Source organism: Cupriavidus oxalaticus, from assembly GCF_004768545.1.
GTDB lineage: Bacteria > Pseudomonadota > Gammaproteobacteria > Burkholderiales > Burkholderiaceae > Cupriavidus > Cupriavidus oxalaticus_A.
The window spans coordinates 199,438-215,754 of sequence record NZ_CP038634.1 but is presented as its reverse complement, the minus strand read 5'-3'; the positions used below and the strand labels follow the sequence as shown (position 1 = coordinate 215,754).

The following is a 16,317-nucleotide window of genomic DNA, read 5'->3' as shown; positions in this document are numbered from 1 at the left end:
GTCTTGCGGACAAGGCGCCAACGCTGGGCGATATTCGCCCCGGCGGTGCGGCATTCGCACCGGCGTCGTGTACGGGCGCCGCCTTTGCGCGATAATCCCGTACCACGCTAGGGAACGACGTAATGCGCTTTGATCTGGTCGATCTGAAACTGTTCACGCATATTGCCGAGGCCCAGAGCCTGACCGGCGGCGCGCAGCGTTCCCACCTGTCGCTGGCCGCGGCCAGTACCCGCATCAAGAACCTGGAAGAGTATGTCGGCGTCAAGCTGCTGAGCCGCAGCAGCCAGGGCGTGAAGGTCACCGGTGCCGGCGAGACCCTGCTGGCGCACGCGCGCCGCGTGATCCGCCAGCTGGAGCAGCTCAGCGGCGATCTGCAGGAATACGTGGCCGGCGTGAAGGGCCATGTGCGCGTCTTTGCCAACACCACGGCGATGAGCGAGTTCCTGCCCGCGGTGCTGCGCACCTACCTGGTCAGCAATCCCGACGTCACCATCGACATGCAGGAGCGGCTCAGCCCGGACATCGTGCGTGCGGTGCAGGAGGGGATGGTCGATATCGGCATCATCGCGGGCAATGTGCGCACCGAAGGGCTGGAGGTCATGCCCTACCGGCGCGACCGGCTCGTGCTTGCGACCGCACTGAGCCATCCGCTGGCCGAGCGCGACACCGTGGATTTCATCGATACGCTCGACTACGACTTTATCGGCCTGCCGGAAGCCAGCGCCATCCACAACTTCCTCAAGCGCGCCGCGGCCGACCTGCAGCGCGAGCTGCGCTGGCGCGTCCAGGTCAGCAACTTCGAGACCGCCTGCCGCATGATCGAGGCCAATGTCGGCGTCGGCGTGCTGCCCGAGAGCACGGCTGCGCGGCACGCCGGCACGATGGCGCTGCGCATCGTCCAGCTCAACGACGAATGGGCCGAGCGCAAGCTGCAGGTGTGCGTGGCGGATGTGGGCGCATTGCCGCTGTTCGCGCGCAAGCTGGTCGACCTGCTCGTCGAGGACGGACTCGGGCGGCAGGACTGAGCGCCGCCGCTGCCGCTATCGCCACCGTTATCGCCACCGCTAATTCTGCTGCGAAACCATCTGCTTGAGCTGGTGCTTGAGCAGCTTGCCGCTGGCCGTGGTCGGGATGCTGGCGACGCGCAGGATCTTTTCCGGGCGCTTGTACGGCGACAGGCGGTCGACTAGGTAGTCGTGCAGCGCCTGCGCATCGAACTTCTCGCCGTCCTTGATCTCGACAAAGGCAATCACCTGCTCGTTGCCGTCCGCGGCCGGCTGGCCGACCACCGCCGACACGCGCACCGACGGATGCGTGTTGATCACCGATTCGACCTCGATCGGATAGACGTTGAAGCCAGAGTGGATGATCAGGTCCTTGGTCCGGCCCACGATGAACAGCGCGCCGTCGGGCCCCAGCCGGCCCAGGTCGCCGGTGTTGAGCCAGCCGCCGGGGCGCAGCGCCTCGGCGGTCAGCGCCGGTGCGCGGTAGTAGCCGCGCATGACACCGGGGCCCCTGACCCACAGCTCGCCGGGCTCGCCGGCCGGCACGGGCTGGCCGTCGGGGCCGACCACCCGCAGTTCGGCGCCTTCCACGATCTCACCCGCCGAGCAATCGCCGCGCGGGCGGTCCACGCGCGTGACGAACAGCGAGCCCGCGTACTCGGTCATGCCGTAGCCATGGTGCAGCGGCTGGCCGAACATCGCTTCGACTTCCTGCTTGAGCGTCGGGTCGAGCGGTCCGCCGCCGGTGTACAGGTAGCGCAGCCTGGGTGAGGGCGCCAGCGGCATGCCGCTCGCACGCACATGCGCGAGGATGCGGCCGAACATGGTCGGCACGCCCTGCAGCAGCGTGATCGCCCCTTGCCGGATTGCCGCGATGACGTCCGCCGCGTTGAAGCGCGCGCTCAGGTACAGGCTGGCGCCGGCCTGGAAGGTCGACACCAGCAGCGTGCCCAGTCCGAACACATGCGACATCGGCATGACCGCATAGGCGCAGTCATCCGGCTGCATGCGGCGCGATTCCACCGTGACACGGGCAAAGTGCAGCAGGCCGCGGTGCGTCACCATCACGCCCTTGGGCTGCCCGGTGGTGCCGGAGGTGTAGATCAGCACGGCGACCTCGCGTGCCACGGCTTCGGGCTCGCGTTCGCTGGCGCTGTCGGCGGCGCTGGCCATCAGCGGGCCGAGTCCGGCCGGCGCGATTTCGCGGGCACGGTGGCGCACGCCGTGCCGCAGCGCGTCGGGCGAGGCACCGTGGGTAAAGAGCATCAGCCGGGGCTGGCAGTGCGAGCGGATCTCCTCGATCTCGCGCTCCGACAGGCGCGCGTTGACCACCACCGGCCATGCGCCCAGTTCGGACAGCGCGAACACCAGCGTGATCACGGCCAGGCAGTTCTCCGCCACGACCAGCACCCGGTCGCCGGTGCCGACGCCTTGCGCCTGCAGGTAGCCTTGTGCAGCCTCGATGCCCTGCCACAGCCGCGCGAAGGTCACGATGCGGCCGTCCTCGAAAACGGCCGCGCGGTCTGGGGCCTCGGCGGCCCAGTGGCGGGGGATATCGCTGATCCGTTGCGGGTTGGCTCGGTCCGGGGGCATCGCGCGGAAAGTCCTTGTGCGGGGTAGAAAACCGTCCGGCAAACCGGACGACGCCAGTGTATGTGCGCGGCAATTGCGCTGCAATCGGCTTACACTACGCCCCTGGTGCGCAGTGCTTCAACCTGCTTCGCGTCCAGCTTCAGGTAGTCGCGCAGCACTTCCTCGGTGTGCTGGCCCAGCGCCGGCGGGGCATAGCGCAGCGTGGGCGGCGTCTCCGACAGGCGCAGCGGGCTGGCGGCGGTGACGACCCGATTGACGCTCTGGTCCGCAGGCGGCTGCGCGCCCGGATAGCGCGACTGCTCGATGCGCAGCCCACGCGACTGCACATGGGGGTCGGCATACGCCTGGGCGATATTGTTGATCGGGCCGCACGGCACCGAATTGGCTTCGAGCAGCGCGACCCATTCGGCGGTGGTGCGGGTGCGCGTCAGCTCCATCATCATCGCGATCAGCACCTTGCGGTTGTTGACGCGGCCGGTGTTGGTGGCATAGCGCTCGTCGCGGGCCCAGTCCACGCCCGCGGCCTCGCAGAAGCGCGCGAACTGGCCGTCGTTGCCGATCGCCAGCAGCATGTTGCCGTCGGCGGTGGGGAAGTCCTGGTAGGGCACCACGCTCGGGTGGATATTGCCCTGGCGGCGCGGTACGTCGTCGGCATTGAGAAAGCCCGCGCCCTGGTTGGCGAGCACGGCCATCGCCACGTCAAGCAGCGCGATGTCGATATGCTGGCCGCGGCCGGTGTAGTGGCGCGCTTCGAGCGCACTCAGGATCGCGGTGGTGGCGTACATGCCGGTGAACAGGTCGATCACCGCCACGCCCACCTTCATCGGGCCGCCGCCGGGTTCGCTGTCGGCATGGCCGGTGATGCTCATCAGGCCGCTCATGGCCTGGATCAGCAGGTCGTAGCCGGGGCGGGCCGCATACGGCCCGGTATGGCCGAAGCCCGTTACCGAGCAGTAGACCAGGCGCGGATTGACCGCGCTCAGGCTCTCGTAGTCCAGGCCATAGCGCTTGAGGCCGCCGGTCTTGAAGTTCTCCACCACGACGTCGCTGTGGCGGGCCAGTTCGCGGATCAGTGCCTGGCCTTCGGGCTTGGACATGTCCACGGTGACCGAGCGCTTATTGCGGTTGGCCGCGGTGAAATAGCTCGCCTGCCGCGTGGGCACGCCATCGTCGCCCGACAGGAACGGCGGGCCCCAGTGGCGGGTGTCGTCGCCTTCGCCGGGCTTTTCGATCTTGATGACGTCGGCGCCCATGTCCGCCAGGTTCTGGGTGGACCACGGCCCGGCCAGCACGCGCGACAGGTCGAGCACGCGCAGGTGGCTCAGCGCGCCCGTGCGCGGCGAAGGGGGGGGCAGTTCGGGAAGGGAATTGGCGGCGGAATCGGTCATGGAAATCGTGGCGGTTGCGTCGTTGCTGCCCGTCGCGGTGCGGGCAGCGTGGGGGCATATCGGCAGCGCGGCGCCTCGCAAATCATGTTGCGGGCGATGATGACCTGCTGGATCTGCGTGGTGCCTTCATACAGCCGGAACAGGCGCACGTCGCGGTAGAAGCGCTCGATGCCGAACTCGGAAATATAGCCGGAACTGCAGGGACGACGGCTCGACGACGGTGCATGCGATCAGCAGCGCTCGAACACCGCGGCGATCCCCTGGCCGCCGCCGATGCACATGGTCTCCAGGCCATAGCGGCCGCCACGGCGCTGCAGTTCGTGCAGCAGCGTGGCCAGGATGCGCACGCCGGTGGCGCCGATCGGGTGGCCCAGCGAGATGCCCGAGCCGTTGACGTTGAGCTTCTGCTCGATCGCGTCCTGGTCGTTCCATTCCCAGCCCTTCAGCACGGCCAGCACCTGGCAGGCAAAGGCTTCGTTCAGCTCCACCAGGTCCATCTGGTCCAGCGTCAGGTTCAGGCGCTTGAGCAGCTTCTTCACCGCCGGAACCGGGCCGATGCCCATGTGCGACGGCTCGCAGCCCGCTGCCGCCCAGCCCACCAGCGTCGCCATCGGGGTCAGGCCAAGCTCGGCCAGCTTGTCTTCGGCCACGATCAGGCAGGCGGCGGACGCGTCGTTCTGCTGGCTGGCATTGCCGGCGGTGACGGTGCCGTTGGGCATCAGCGCGCGCAGCTTGCCCAGGCTTTCCATCGAGGTGCCGGGGCGGAAGCCCTCGTCACGCGCGAACGTGACCGGGTCGCCCTTGCGCTGCGGCACCTGCACCGGCACGATCTCGGCGTCGAAGCGGCCGGCTTCCCAAGCGGCCGCGGCGCGTTCGTGGCTGCGCACGGAGAAGGCGTCGGCCCGCTCGCGCGTAATGCCGTAGTCGCGCGCGAGGTTTTCGGCGGTCTCGATCATCCCGGAGATCTTGCCGAAGCGCTCGACCGGCTGCGAACGCTCGCGGCCGCGGTCGAGGCGGTCGTAGAACTTGACGTTGCCCGAGCGCGAGCCCCAGCGCATGTCGGTGGTGTAGTACTCGATATTGCTCATGCTCTCGACGCCGCCGGCAATGACCACGTCGGCAGCGCCGCTCTGCACCATCATCGACGCCGTGACGATGGCCTGCAGGCCGCCGCCACAGCGGCGGTCCAGCTGCATGCCCGGCACTTCAACCGGCAGGCCGGCCTGCAGCGCGGCCCAGCGGCCCACGCAGGGCACTTCGCTGTTGGCGTAGGACTGGGCAAAGACCACGTCATCGATGCGGGCGGGGTCGATGCCGCTGCGTTCGACCACGGCGCGCACGGTGGTGGCGGCCAGTTCCTCGACGGACACGGGGCGCAGGCTGCCGCCGAAGGTGCCGACGGGAGTACGGAGGGGGGTGACGATTGCGGCTCGGCGCATGGAAGTCTCCTTGGAAATTCTGTTGGGTAGCGAGGCAGGCGCCCGGTCAGGCCATGCTCGCCGTGGCAACGAAAACCGCGCCGCACTGGCGCAGCAGGGCGTGGGCCTGGCGCTCCAGGTCCTCGCGGTGTTCGGGGGCGGCGATGTCCAGCATGCGGCGCACGCGCTGCGACAGGGTCTGGCCGCGCAGGTCGGCGACGCCGTGTTCGGTGACGATCAGGCCGGCATCCGAGCGCGGCGTGCTGACCGGCCCGGACAGCTGCGCCACGATGCGGCTGGCGCCCTTGGCGGTCGCGGGCAGGGCGACGATGGGCAGGCCGCCGCGGCTGCGCGCGGCGCCGCGCAGGAAGTCGACCGCGCCGCCCACGGCGCCGACATAGACGCCCGCCGCCACTTCGGCATTCACCTGTCCGGTCAGGTCGACCTCGATCGCAGAATTGATCGCCGTGAGCTTGTCGATGCTGGCCAGCACTTCGGGATGATGCGTGTAGCTGGTCTCGCGCAGTTGCAGCTTCGGGTTGCGATGGGCCCAGCGGCGCACCCGCTCGCTGCCCATCAGGATGCCGCCGATGCCGATGCCGGTATCGATAGTCTTGCGCGCGTTGGTCAGCACGCCGGCCTCGGCCAGCGCGGCAATGCCGTCGCCCACCGCGCCGCTGTGCAGGCCCAGGTCGCGGCGGTCGTGCAGCGCGGCCACCACGGCCTCGGGCAGGTTGCCGATGCCCATCTGGAGCGTGGCACCGTCCTCGACCCAGCCGGCGATATGGCGCGCGATCGCCTGCTCCGCCGCGCCGGGGGCGCCGCGGTCCAGGCTGATCGGTGGATGCGCGGCATCGACCAGCAGGTCGATCTCGTCCGCGGTGAGATGGCGGCTGCCATAGGTCCACGGCACGTCGGGGTTCACCTCGGCCACGATCACGCGGGCCCGGTCCAGCGCCGCCGGAATGTACTCATGCACCAGGCCCATGCTGTAGCGGCCTTCCTCGTCGGGCGGCGACACCTGCACCAGCACCACGTCGGCGCGCAGCGCGCCCTGGCGGATCAGGCCAGGCAGATGCGAGTAATGGCTGGGCACGATGTCCAGCACGCCGGCCTTGGCCAGCGCGCGATGCGGACCGCTGGCGGCATAGCCGAAGAAATCGATCACGTCGGCCTGCGCCGGCTGCAGCGTGTCTGACTGGCCGATGCCGACAAACACGCTCAGCCGGCTGCCCCGGGCCAGCGCGTGGCGATGCCCGACCAGCGCGCGCGTCAGCGTCAGCGGCTCGGCGGTGGCCTGGCCCCACCAGATATGGTCGCCGGGGCGCAGCAGTGCCTGCAGCGCGGCGCCAAGTTCGTTGTTATCCACGGTAGCAGGATGCATTGGGCGGTGCAGGCTCAGGCGATCTCGGCCCAGCCATGGCTGAGCACTACCTTGTCGCGCTCGGCCACGCGTGCGCGTAACCGGAAGTGGTTAGGATTGTCCGGCGTGCGCCAGATCTCGGTGACCAGCGTCTCGCCCGGGAACACCGGCGCGGTGAAGCGGATATCCAGCGCGCGCAGGCGGGCGGGATCGTGGTCCGCGCACTGGCGCACCAGCGCATGCGCGACCAGCCCGTAGCTGGCCAGGCCGTGCAGGATCGGACGCTCGAAGCCTGCGGCCCTGGCAACTTCCGGGTCGGCATGCAGCGGGTTGAAGTCGCCCATCAGGCGATACAGCAGCGCGGCCTCGGGGCGGATTGCCTGCGCGTCGGTGAAGTCCGGCGCGCGGTCTTCCGGCGTGGGGCGCAATGCGGGCAGCGGCTCGTCGCTGGGCTGGCCGCCGTCGCGCTGGCTGTAGCCGCCATCGCCGCGCAGGAAGCTGACCTGCTGCACCGTCGCCAGCAACTCGCCGTCCGCCGTTTCGAGCCGGCGCTCGGTCACCATGATCGCGCCCTTGCCTTCACCCTTGTCGGTCAGGTGCGTGATGCGGTTGTTGCCGACGATGTCGGCGCTGGCCGGCAGCGGGCGGTGCAGCCGCATGCGCTGCTCGCCGTGCAGCAGCTTGACCCAGTCGATGCCGGTATCGGCCTCGCGCGCCCAGAAGCCCGGATAGCCCAGCACCACGGCTTGCGACGGCAGCGTGCGCAGCCCGCCCGCGGCGCCCTCGAACACGAAGGGCAGGGCGGCCGCATCCAGCGGATCGTTGCCCAGCCCCAGGCTGAGTGCGTACAGCATGGTGTCGCGCTCGGTATAGCGCTGGCGTACGGGGGCGAATGGTCGCTGCTTGAGGTGCTGGTAGCTCACTGCCATGTCCGGGGGTCCTATGTCTTCATCAGGAGATAGCCGTGAGGATGTCGCCAAAGTGGGTTTTGCGCTATTTGACAATGCCAATGGTCGGCTTCGGCGTTCGCGAAAACGGCACTCGGCGGCCCCGGATGCCGGCCTTAAGCGCAGTGGAAGGCGCGCTTTCGCAATGGTTGATTGCCCGGGGCGGCGATCGCAGCGACCATTGCGGCCAAGACAACATCGGCGGTCGCCGCGGGCATTCCGTGGGACCGATGCGCCGCAAACTCCGTCCGCAATTTCGTCCGTACCCAAGCCAACGACGCGCCATGATCGAACAGACCCAATCGAACAACTACCAAGAAATCCGCGATGCCGTGCGCGCGCTTTGCGCCGAATTCCCGGATGAGTACTTCCGCAAGGTCGACGAGCAGCGCGCCTACCCCGAAGCCTTCGTCAATGCACTGACCGCGGCCGGCTGGCTGGCAGCACTGATCCCGCAAGAGTACGGCGGTTCCGGCCTGGGCCTGACCGAAGCCTCGGTCATCATGGAAGAAATCAACCGCAGCGGCGGCAACTCCGGTGCCTGCCACGGCCAGATGTACAACATGGGCACGCTGCTGCGCCACGGCTCCCAGGCGCAGAAGGAAAAGTACCTGCCGAAGATCGCCTCGGGCGAATGGCGCCTGCAGTCGATGGGCGTAACCGAGCCCACCACCGGCACGGACACCACCAAGATCAAGACCTCGGCGGTCAAGAAGGACGGCCGCTATGTCGTCAACGGCCAGAAGGTGTGGATCAGCCGCGTGCAGCACAGCGACTTCATGATCCTGCTGGCGCGCACCACCGCGCTGGCCGACGTGAAGAAGAAGAGCGAAGGCATGTCCATCTTCATGGTCGACTTGCACGAAGCGCAGAAGAAGGGCCTGACCGTGCGGCCGATCCCGAACATGGTCAACCACGAGACCAACGAGCTGTTCTTCGAAGACCTGGAAATCCCCGAGGAAAACCTGATCGGCGAAGAGGGCAAGGGCTTCAAGTACATCCTCGACGGCCTCAACGCCGAGCGCACCCTGATTGCCGCCGAGTGCATCGGCGACGGCTACTGGTTCATGGACCGCGTCACCAAGTACGTCAGCGAGCGCGAAGTCTTCGGCCGCCCCATCGGCCAGAACCAGGGCGTGCAGTTCCCGATCGCCGAGTCCTTCATCGAGCTGGAAGCCGCCAACCTGATGCGCTGGAAGGCCTGCGAACTGTTCGACAAGCACGAGCCGATGGGCGCCCAGGCCAATATGGCCAAGTACCTGGCGGCCAAGGCCAGCTGGGAAGCCGGCAACGCCTGCCTGCAGTTCCACGGCGGCTTCGGCTTTGCGTGCGAATACGACGTCGAGCGCAAGTTCCGCGAGACGCGCCTGTACCAGGTCGCGCCGATCTCGACCAACCTGATCTACTCGTACGTCGCGGAACATATTCTCGGCCTGCCGCGCTCGTTCTGAGCGGGCGGGGGGCCGGCGCGCTTGCGCGCCGGCTTTTGCAAGCTGGCCGGCGCGGCGCGACTCCGCTAGCGGGTGGGCGTTGCAGGGCGGGTGTCGCGCGCCGTGCCGGGCGCCGGATATACCTCGTCGCCAGCCGCAATCGGCAAGCGTGGCGGCGGCGGAGTCATGGAAGTATCGCGAGGCGGGGCTTCACATCCAGCCACGGCTGCCGCAAGCAGTGCAATACAAAACGCATGGCCTGGCCGGCAGCGCCAGGTGCGGTACCGGTTGAAGATGAACGTGTCTGGCATGGAGCGGCCCTCTTTGCGCGGAGTGCGTTCAGTGTAGCCAAAGGTGACAGCTACCATTGCCAGGACGACGATTTGCCGAGTGCTCCGCGAGCCGCACTGATCCATTCCCAACACCTGCTTCCAGGTTTCCGTATTGCGGCGATCTGGCTGGTGAGAGCGCGGATTTCACACATGGGGCCGCATCGGAGATGCCTGCACGGTTCGCGAGGCACTTTGCAATCGGAACCTGACAGGCTAATGTTGGACTATGCTCCGGGGTCAGACGACGGAGGCGCTTATGAGCACGGTCTCAATAGAACCCGGCAGCTATCACGTTGCACCGCCGCAAAACCCCGGTGAAGTCATCGCTCTGATCAAGGAGCATGCGATCCAGGTCATTGACCTCAGGTTCACGGACTTGCCCGGCGTGTGGCAGCACTTCTCAATCACGCTGCCGGAAGTCAATGACGATTTATTCTCAGCCGGCATCGGGTTCGACGGGTCGTCCATTCGTGGGTTCCAGCAAATACACGAATCCGACATGCTGGTCAGGCCTGACCCGGCCACGGCATTCATCGATCCGTTTTGTACGGCACCAACGCTGGTCCTGATCTGCGACGTGCTGGACCCTGTCCTGCACCAGCCATATTCGCGCGATCCGCGCCACATTGCGAGAAAGGCGGAGCTTTATCTCCAGCAAACCGGTCTTGCCACGGTTTGCTACATTGGCCCCGAACTGGAGTTTTTCATTTTCGACTCCATTCGCTTCGGCCAGGACCAGCACTCTGGCTACTACCATGTCGAATCCGCCGAAGGCGAATGGGCCTCCGGCCGTGACGAAGGCGCCTATGGCGGAGGCAATCTTGGGTACAAGCAGCACTACAAGGGAGGATATTTTCCCGTGCCGCCAAGCGATACGCTGCAGGATATCCGCTCCGAAATCGTACTCGCGCTGATGCAGGCTGGCGTCCGGGTCGAGGTGCATCACCATGAGGTAGCCACGGCGGGCCAGAATGAGATCGACATGCGCTTTGCACCGCTGACCCGAATGGCGGACAACGTGATGATGTATAAGTACTTCTGCAAGAATGTTGCACGCCGCCACGGCAAGGTCGCCACATTCATGCCTAAGCCCCTGTTTGCCGACAACGCGAGCGGCATGCATTGCCACCAAAGCCTCTGGCGCGGCGACGAGAACCTCTTCTACGACGAGAATGGCTGGGCGCAGACGTCCCAGATGTGCCGGTGGTACATAGGCGGCTTGCTCAGGCACGCCCCCGCCCTGATGGCGTTCTGTGCGCCGAGCACAAACTCCTACAAGCGACTGGTGCCCGGATACGAGGCGCCTGTCAATCTGGCCATGTCGCAGCGCAACCGATCTGCCGCCGCCAGGATTCCAATGGTTTCTGATTCCCCAAGCGCCAGGCGCGTTGAATTCCGCTGCCCTGACCCGTCGGCCAATGCCTATCTCGCCTTCTCGGCAATGCTGCTTGCCGGCCTTGACGGTATTGAAAACCAGACGGACCCCGGCGACCCGCTCGACAAGAACATCTATGATCTGCCACCGGAGGAAGCCGCCGGCATCCGGCAGGTTCCAGGTTCTCTCGAAGAGTCGCTTTCCGCACTGGAATCCGATTCTGCATTCCTGCGAAAGGGAGATGTCTTTACTGAAGACCTGATCAGGACCTGGATTGACTACAAGCGCACGCACGAGATCGATACATTGAAGTTACGCCCGCACCCGTGGGAGTTCTATCTGTACTTCGACATCTGATCACTGCGCACGGCTCTGGCGTTTGCTGGTGGCAACGAAATTCTACCGGCTGATGGGCCGCTTGCACCTCCGGAAGATCCGTCTGGCCCCGGTATCCCATGCTGGTGGCATCGCCATCCGCACCCGTTACCCCGGCACCGCGCGGCGATGACCGAAGCATCGAGCTGCATGACCAGCGACAGATATGGCGCGATGATGCTGGCGCGCGTGACCTGGTCCACCCTCCGGCAAAACAAAAAAAAGCCACGCTCCGACGTCGGGGCGTGGCCTGGAATGCCGACCCTCCCTCTGGCCGGCGGGGGAATTTATTGTTCTGGCACCTGGACTGATTCCGCCTTCCAGTGAAGGCGGCCTGGCCCGGCCGATGCCAGGGCGGCGGGCGCGTTCTTGCGTATCTCTGCTTGCGTCACCATTGAACGCCGCCGACGTGGTGCGGCTCTGTGCGGCCTCTGACAGAGGCGCGTTTCAAAACCGAGGCGGGCGGCCGCTCAGTGCGGCAACAGGTCGCGCAAAGCCGGGGGTTCGCGCGGCCGCGCCGCTTCATCCTTGCTACGCGAACATCGCCACGATGATCCCGCCCATTTCATGCCGGCGTGCCGCCGACATCCGCGACGCAGTCGAAACGATGCTGATGGCCGCCTCCGCGCCCATTGCCAGCGGCAGGGCGTAGCCCACGCCCGCCACGCCTTCCGCGCCGGCCAGCGCGTAGCCCAGCTTGCGGCTGCGCTCGACGCCGCGCATCAGCCGGAGCAGGCTGAGGCCGCCGGCTTCGTACTCGGCGCGGTGGCGTTCGTAGTGCGCGCGGACCGCGTCGTTGTCCATCTTGGCCAGCAGCGCCATGCTGCCGGTGCCCTGGCCCAGCAGGCGCGAGGTGCCGGTCAGCATGTGGAAGGTCTTGATGCGATGGCTGCCTTCCTCGGTATGCAGGCAATGACCATGGTCGCCGATGCGCACGATCAGGAAGACCGCGTCGCCGGTCAGCCGCGCCAGTGCCTTCATCTTGCTGACGAGGGCGCTGTTGGGCGGCGGCCGGTTCATCGCGCGCAGCCCGAGCGCCATCGCCGCGGTACCGAGGTGATAGCGCTTGCCGGCCGATTCGCGCTCGATATACGCGCCGGCTTCCAGGAAGCGCGCCATGCGGTGGGCGGTGGTGCGGTCGATGCCGGCCATGGCGGCAAGGTCGGGCAGCGCCAGCCCGGCGTCATGGTGTTCGGCCAGCAACTGCAGCAGGGTGAAGGCGCGCGCCAGGCTCTGGACGCCGCCGGGGGCAGGGGATCTGGGGGGCATGGCTGGATGCGCCGGCGGCGCCGCGCTGGTTCGGCAGATTGTGCACATTATGCACAATCTGAGCGATTGCGGTTGTCGCGCCGTGCGCCGTGGTTTGCAATCCATCCATCACGGAACCACAGGCACGCGCCATGATCTCCATCGAATCCCGCATTGACCCGTCCTCCGACACCTTCGCCGGCCAGCGCGCCGGCATGCAGGCACTGATCGACCGCCTGCACGGCCTGGAGCAGCGCGCCGTGGCCGCGTCCGAGCGCTCGCGGCCCGCCTTTGCAAAGCGTGGCGCGCTGCTGCCGCGCGAGCGCGTCGGCCGCCTGCTCGACCCGGGGGCGCCGTTCCTGCCGCTGTCCACGCTGGCGGGCTTCTGCATGGACGATCCCGATCCGGAGACCTCGGTGCCCGGCGGCTCGCTGGTGGCCGGCATCGGCTTCGTGTGCGGGGTGCGCTGCATGGTGCTCGCCACCGATTCCGGCATCGATGCCGGCGCCATGACCGAGGCCGGCAACATGAAGCTGGTGCGCTGCCAGGAAATCGCGCTGGAAAACCGGCTGCCCTTCATCCACCTGGTGGAGTCGGCCGGCGCCAACCTGCGCAAGTACCGCGTCGACAAGTTCGTGCGCGGCGGCGCCATCTTCTACAACCTGGCGCGGCTGTCGGCGGCCGGGCTGCCGGTAATCACGGTCGTGCACGGCTCGTCCACGGCGGGCGGCGCCTACATGCCCGGCCTGTCCGACTACGTGGTGATGGTGCGCAGCCGCGCCCGCGCCTTCCTGGCCGGGCCGCCGCTGCTGAAGGCCGCCACCGGCGAGATCGCCACTGACGAGGAACTGGGCGGCGCCGACCTGCATGCCACCGCCACCGGCCTGGCCGAATACCTTGCGGAAGACGACGAGCACGCCATCGCCACCGCGCGCGACATCGTCGCCAGCCTGGACTGGCCCCGTGTGGAGCCCCAGCCAGCACAGCCGGCGCGCCCGCCGCGGCTGGACCCGTCGGAACTGGACGGCGTCATGACGCTCGACATGAAGCGCCCGGTGGACATGCGCGAGGTGATCGCGCGCATCGTCGACGATTCGGCGTGGCTGCCGTTCAAGCCCGACTACGGCCCCGGCACGGTGTGCGGCCATGCCCGCATCGAGGGCAATACCGTGGGCTTGATCACCAACAACGGCCCGATCGATCCCGCCGGCGCAACCAAGGCCGCGCAGTTCATCCAGCTGTGCAACCAGTCCGGCACGCCGATCGTATTCCTGCAGAACACCACCGGCTTTATCGTCGGGCGCGCGTCGGAAGAGGCCGGCATGATCAAGCACGGCGCCAAGATGATCCAGGCGCTGTCCAACTCCAGGGTGCCGCAGATTACGCTGTACTGTGGCGCCTCGTTCGGCGCGGGCAACTTTGGCATGTGCGGGAGGGGCTTCAAGCCGCGCTTCTGCTTTTCGTGGCCGAACGCGCGCACCGCGGTGATGGGCGGCGAGCAGGCCGCCATGACGCTGGAGATCGTGGCGCGCCAGCAGGCGGCGCGCAAGGGCAAGCCGGTCGACGAGGCGCAGCTGGCCGGCCAGACCGCCGAGATCGTCGCCAACTTCGAGCGGCAGGCGAGCGCATTCGTCACCAGCGGGCTGCTGCTCGACGACGGCGTGATCGATCCGCGCGACACGCGCGCCGTGCTCGCCTTCGTGCTGGTCACCGCGCGCGAGGCGGCGCTGCGCCGGCCGCATGCCATCCAGTTCGGCGTCGGGCGCTTCTGAGCGCCGCCGCCTCCAGACAACCAGAACGCAACGAAATCCGGGAGACCAGCATGCTTTACACCGAAGACCACCGCAACATCATGGACAGCATCCGCCGCTTCGTCTCGGCGGAGATCGATCCCTTCGTCGACGAATGGGAAGCCGCCGAGGTGTTTCCGGCGCACGAGCTGTTCAAGAAGATGGGCAACCTCGGCTTCCTCGGCATCACCAAGCCGGTGGAGTATGGCGGCATGGGGCTCGACTTCTCCTATGCCGTTGCCGCCGCCGAGGCGCTCGGGTATGCGCGCGCACAAGGCGTCGGCATGGGCGTGGGCGTGCAGACCGACATGGCCACGCCGGCACTGACTGCGTTCGGCTCCGATGAACTGAAGCGCAACTACCTGGCGCCCGCCATCGCCGGCGACATGGTGTGCTCGATCGGGGTGTCCGAGGCGGGCGCGGGTTCCGACGTGGCCTCGCTCAAGACGCGCGCGGTGCGCGACGGCGACGACTATGTCATCTCCGGCTCCAAGATGTGGATCACCAACGGCACCCAGTCGGACTGGATCTGCCTGCTGTGCAACACTTCCGACGGGCCCGTGCACAAGAACAAGTCGCTGATCGTGGTGCCGATCAAGGAAGACGGCAAGCGCGTGCGCGGCGTGGAAGTGCAGAAGATCAAGAAGTTCGGCATGTGGTGCTCGGACACTGCGCAGATCTTCTTTGACGAAGTGCGCGTGCCGGTACGCAACCGCATCGGCGAGGAGGGCATGGGCTTTATCTACCAGATGAAGCAATTCCAGGAAGAGCGGCTGAACGGCGCGGCGCGCCGGCTCGCCTGCACCGCGCTGATCGAGGAAACCGCCGAGTACCTGCGCCAGCGCATCGCCTTCGGCAAGCCGCTGCTGGACAACCAGTTCATCCAGTTCAAGCTGGCCGAGCTGAAGACCGAAATGGAAGCGCTGCGCGCGCTGGTCTACCTGGCCACGCAGACCTATATCGCCGGCGGCGACGTGGTCGAGCTGGCGTCGATGGCCAAGCTCAAGGCCGGGCGCCTGTCGCGCGAGGTGGCCGACTGGTGCATGCAGTTCCAGGGCGGCATGGGCTACACGTGGGACAACCATGCATCGCGCGCGTACCGCGACTTCCGCCTGGGCTCGATCGGCGGCGGCGCGGACGAAGTGATGCTGCAGGTCATCGCCAAGCAGATGGGCCTGATGTCGCGCGGCTGACAGGCAGGAGGCGCCATGACCGACCCAACGCAAACCGAATCCGTGATCGTACGCCGCGCCGGCGGCGTGCTGTTCGCCACCCTCAATATCCCGGCCACGCGCAATGCGCTGGCGCCCGAGGTCGTTGCCGCGCTGGCGGCGGCGGTCGAGCAGGCCGAAGCCGGCCCCGAGGTGCGCGCGCTGGTGCTGCGCGGCGCCGGCGGCATGTTCAGTGCCGGCGGCAATGTCGGCAACTTCCAGGCGCGGCTCGATGCCGAAGCCAGCCGGGAAGACCCGGTCGCCACGCGCAACCGGGAATTCGGCTATTTCATGCAGCGGCTGGGCGCATTGCCGGTGCCGGTCATCGCCGCCGTGGATGGCGCTGCAATGGGCGGCGGCATGGGCCTGGCGTGCGCCGCCGACATCGTGCTGGCCACGCGGGATGCGCGTTTCGCGCTGTCGGAAACCACGCTCGGCATCATCGCCGCGCAGATCGCGCCGTTCGTGGTGCAGCGCATCGGCGCGGCGGCCACGCGCCGCCTGGGCCTGACCGGCGAGCGCATCGGCGGAGAGGCAGCGGTGGCGATCGGGCTGGTCGACCAGCTGGCCGCCGACAGCGCCGAGCTGGACGCGCTGGTCGCCGAATGGCTGACGCGCATCGGCCGCTGCGCCCCCAATGCCAACCGCGTGTTCAAGACGCTGGTCAGCCGCTGCGGCCAGGAGCCGGCGGGACCGCTGCTGGACGAAGCCTCGCGGCTTTTCGCCCAGTGCATGCGCAGCGAAGGCGCCGAAGGCGTGGCGGCCTTCCGCGAGAAGCGTGACGCGAGCTGGACCGTGCGCTTCGATGCCGATGCCGTGCGCGCAGCGCAGTCGCCGAGCTGA

At 67.5% G+C, this 16,317-nt stretch carries 12 protein-coding genes and 1 pseudogene; 6 read left to right on the top strand and 7 right to left on the bottom strand.

Going from position 1 to position 16,317, the window contains the following annotated elements; all coding sequences use genetic code 11:
- Positions 1–122: 122 nt before the first annotated feature.
- The gene (locus E0W60_RS00945) at positions 123–1,025 is read left to right on the top strand and encodes a LysR substrate-binding domain-containing protein (protein ID WP_133094646.1); all 903 of its coding nucleotides are present in this window, start codon (positions 123–125) and stop codon (positions 1,023–1,025) included.
- Between the two features lie 39 nt (positions 1,026–1,064).
- Here the strand turns inward: E0W60_RS00945 and E0W60_RS00940 are convergent, their stop codons facing one another.
- The 6 genes and pseudogenes from E0W60_RS00940 to E0W60_RS00915 all read right to left on the bottom strand — a co-directional run bounded on the left by E0W60_RS00940 (position 1,065) and on the right by E0W60_RS00915 (position 7,695).
- A complete protein-coding gene (locus E0W60_RS00940; RefSeq protein ID WP_135702717.1) occupies positions 1,065–2,597 on the bottom strand; it encodes a class I adenylate-forming enzyme family protein in 1,533 nt (510 codons plus the stop codon).
- Between the two features lie 89 nt (positions 2,598–2,686).
- On the bottom strand, positions 2,687–3,985 hold the full coding sequence (locus E0W60_RS00935) for a CaiB/BaiF CoA transferase family protein (RefSeq protein ID WP_135702716.1): 1,299 nt from the start codon (positions 3,983–3,985) through the stop codon (positions 2,687–2,689).
- A gap of 71 nt (positions 3,986–4,056) precedes the next feature.
- Positions 4,057–4,179 (bottom strand): annotated as a pseudogene (locus tag E0W60_RS00930) (acyl-CoA dehydrogenase family protein); the annotation flags it as partial.
- Positions 4,180–4,215: 36 nt separating this feature from the next.
- Entirely contained in the window at positions 4,216–5,424 is a 1,209-nt protein-coding gene (locus E0W60_RS00925) for an acetyl-CoA C-acetyltransferase (protein ID WP_133094649.1), read from the bottom strand.
- A gap of 46 nt (positions 5,425–5,470) precedes the next feature.
- Positions 5,471–6,787, bottom strand: a complete 1,317-nt coding sequence (locus tag E0W60_RS00920; RefSeq protein WP_135702715.1) for an acetyl-CoA hydrolase/transferase family protein — start codon at positions 6,785–6,787, stop codon at positions 5,471–5,473.
- Between the two features lie 14 nt (positions 6,788–6,801).
- Positions 6,802–7,695 (bottom strand): MaoC/PaaZ C-terminal domain-containing protein, encoded by an 894-nt coding sequence (locus E0W60_RS00915; protein ID WP_135702714.1) that lies wholly within the window; start codon positions 7,693–7,695, stop codon positions 6,802–6,804.
- A gap of 302 nt (positions 7,696–7,997) precedes the next feature.
- Here E0W60_RS00915 and E0W60_RS00910 point away from each other — a divergent pair, with 302 nt between their 5' ends.
- Together E0W60_RS00910 and glnA are read left to right on the top strand one after the other, a co-directional pair.
- The gene (locus tag E0W60_RS00910; protein WP_029048285.1) at positions 7,998–9,164 is read left to right on the top strand and encodes an acyl-CoA dehydrogenase family protein; all 1,167 of its coding nucleotides are present in this window, start codon (positions 7,998–8,000) and stop codon (positions 9,162–9,164) included.
- Between the two features lie 567 nt (positions 9,165–9,731).
- On the top strand, positions 9,732–11,207 hold the full coding sequence (gene glnA, locus E0W60_RS00905; protein WP_133094652.1) for a type I glutamate--ammonia ligase: 1,476 nt from the start codon (positions 9,732–9,734) through the stop codon (positions 11,205–11,207).
- A 549-nt stretch (positions 11,208–11,756) separates the two neighbouring features.
- Here glnA and E0W60_RS00900 read toward each other — a convergent pair.
- Entirely contained in the window at positions 11,757–12,494 is a 738-nt protein-coding gene (locus E0W60_RS00900) for an IclR family transcriptional regulator (RefSeq protein WP_135702713.1), read from the bottom strand.
- A gap of 131 nt (positions 12,495–12,625) precedes the next feature.
- Here E0W60_RS00900 and E0W60_RS00895 point away from each other — a divergent pair, with 131 nt between their 5' ends.
- From E0W60_RS00895 to E0W60_RS00885, 3 genes are read left to right on the top strand one after another with little or no spacing between them, the layout of a single operon-like run.
- Complete coding sequence (locus E0W60_RS00895) at positions 12,626–14,245, top strand: acyl-CoA carboxylase subunit beta (protein WP_135702712.1); 1,620 nt, start codon at positions 12,626–12,628, stop codon at positions 14,243–14,245.
- A gap of 50 nt (positions 14,246–14,295) precedes the next feature.
- Positions 14,296–15,456, top strand: coding sequence for an acyl-CoA dehydrogenase family protein (locus E0W60_RS00890; RefSeq protein WP_133094655.1), 1,161 nt, complete (start codon positions 14,296–14,298; stop codon positions 15,454–15,456).
- 15 nt (positions 15,457–15,471) lie between these two features.
- A complete protein-coding gene (locus E0W60_RS00885; protein ID WP_135702711.1) occupies positions 15,472–16,317 on the top strand; it encodes an enoyl-CoA hydratase/isomerase family protein in 846 nt (281 codons plus the stop codon).

Bases quoted from the DNA above. Each gene is read 5' to 3' on its own strand.
- E0W60_RS00945 (WP_133094646.1), top strand. From the start codon at position 123: ATGCGCTTTGATCTGGTCGATCTGAAACTGTTCACGCATATTGCCGAG.
- E0W60_RS00940 (WP_135702717.1), bottom strand. From the start codon at position 2,597: ATGCCCCCGGACCGAGCCAACCCGCAACGGATCAGCGATATCCCCCGC.
- E0W60_RS00935 (WP_135702716.1), bottom strand. From the start codon at position 3,985: ATGACCGATTCCGCCGCCAATTCCCTTCCCGAACTGCCCCCCCCTTCG.
- E0W60_RS00925 (WP_133094649.1), bottom strand. From the start codon at position 5,424: ATGCGCCGAGCCGCAATCGTCACCCCCCTCCGTACTCCCGTCGGCACC.
- E0W60_RS00920 (WP_135702715.1), bottom strand. From the start codon at position 6,787: ATGCATCCTGCTACCGTGGATAACAACGAACTTGGCGCCGCGCTGCAG.
- E0W60_RS00915 (WP_135702714.1), bottom strand. From the start codon at position 7,695: ATGGCAGTGAGCTACCAGCACCTCAAGCAGCGACCATTCGCCCCCGTA.
- E0W60_RS00910 (WP_029048285.1), top strand. From the start codon at position 7,998: ATGATCGAACAGACCCAATCGAACAACTACCAAGAAATCCGCGATGCC.
- glnA (WP_133094652.1), top strand. From the start codon at position 9,732: ATGAGCACGGTCTCAATAGAACCCGGCAGCTATCACGTTGCACCGCCG.
- E0W60_RS00900 (WP_135702713.1), bottom strand. From the start codon at position 12,494: ATGCCCCCCAGATCCCCTGCCCCCGGCGGCGTCCAGAGCCTGGCGCGC.
- E0W60_RS00895 (WP_135702712.1), top strand. From the start codon at position 12,626: ATGATCTCCATCGAATCCCGCATTGACCCGTCCTCCGACACCTTCGCC.
- E0W60_RS00890 (WP_133094655.1), top strand. From the start codon at position 14,296: ATGCTTTACACCGAAGACCACCGCAACATCATGGACAGCATCCGCCGC.
- E0W60_RS00885 (WP_135702711.1), top strand. From the start codon at position 15,472: ATGACCGACCCAACGCAAACCGAATCCGTGATCGTACGCCGCGCCGGC.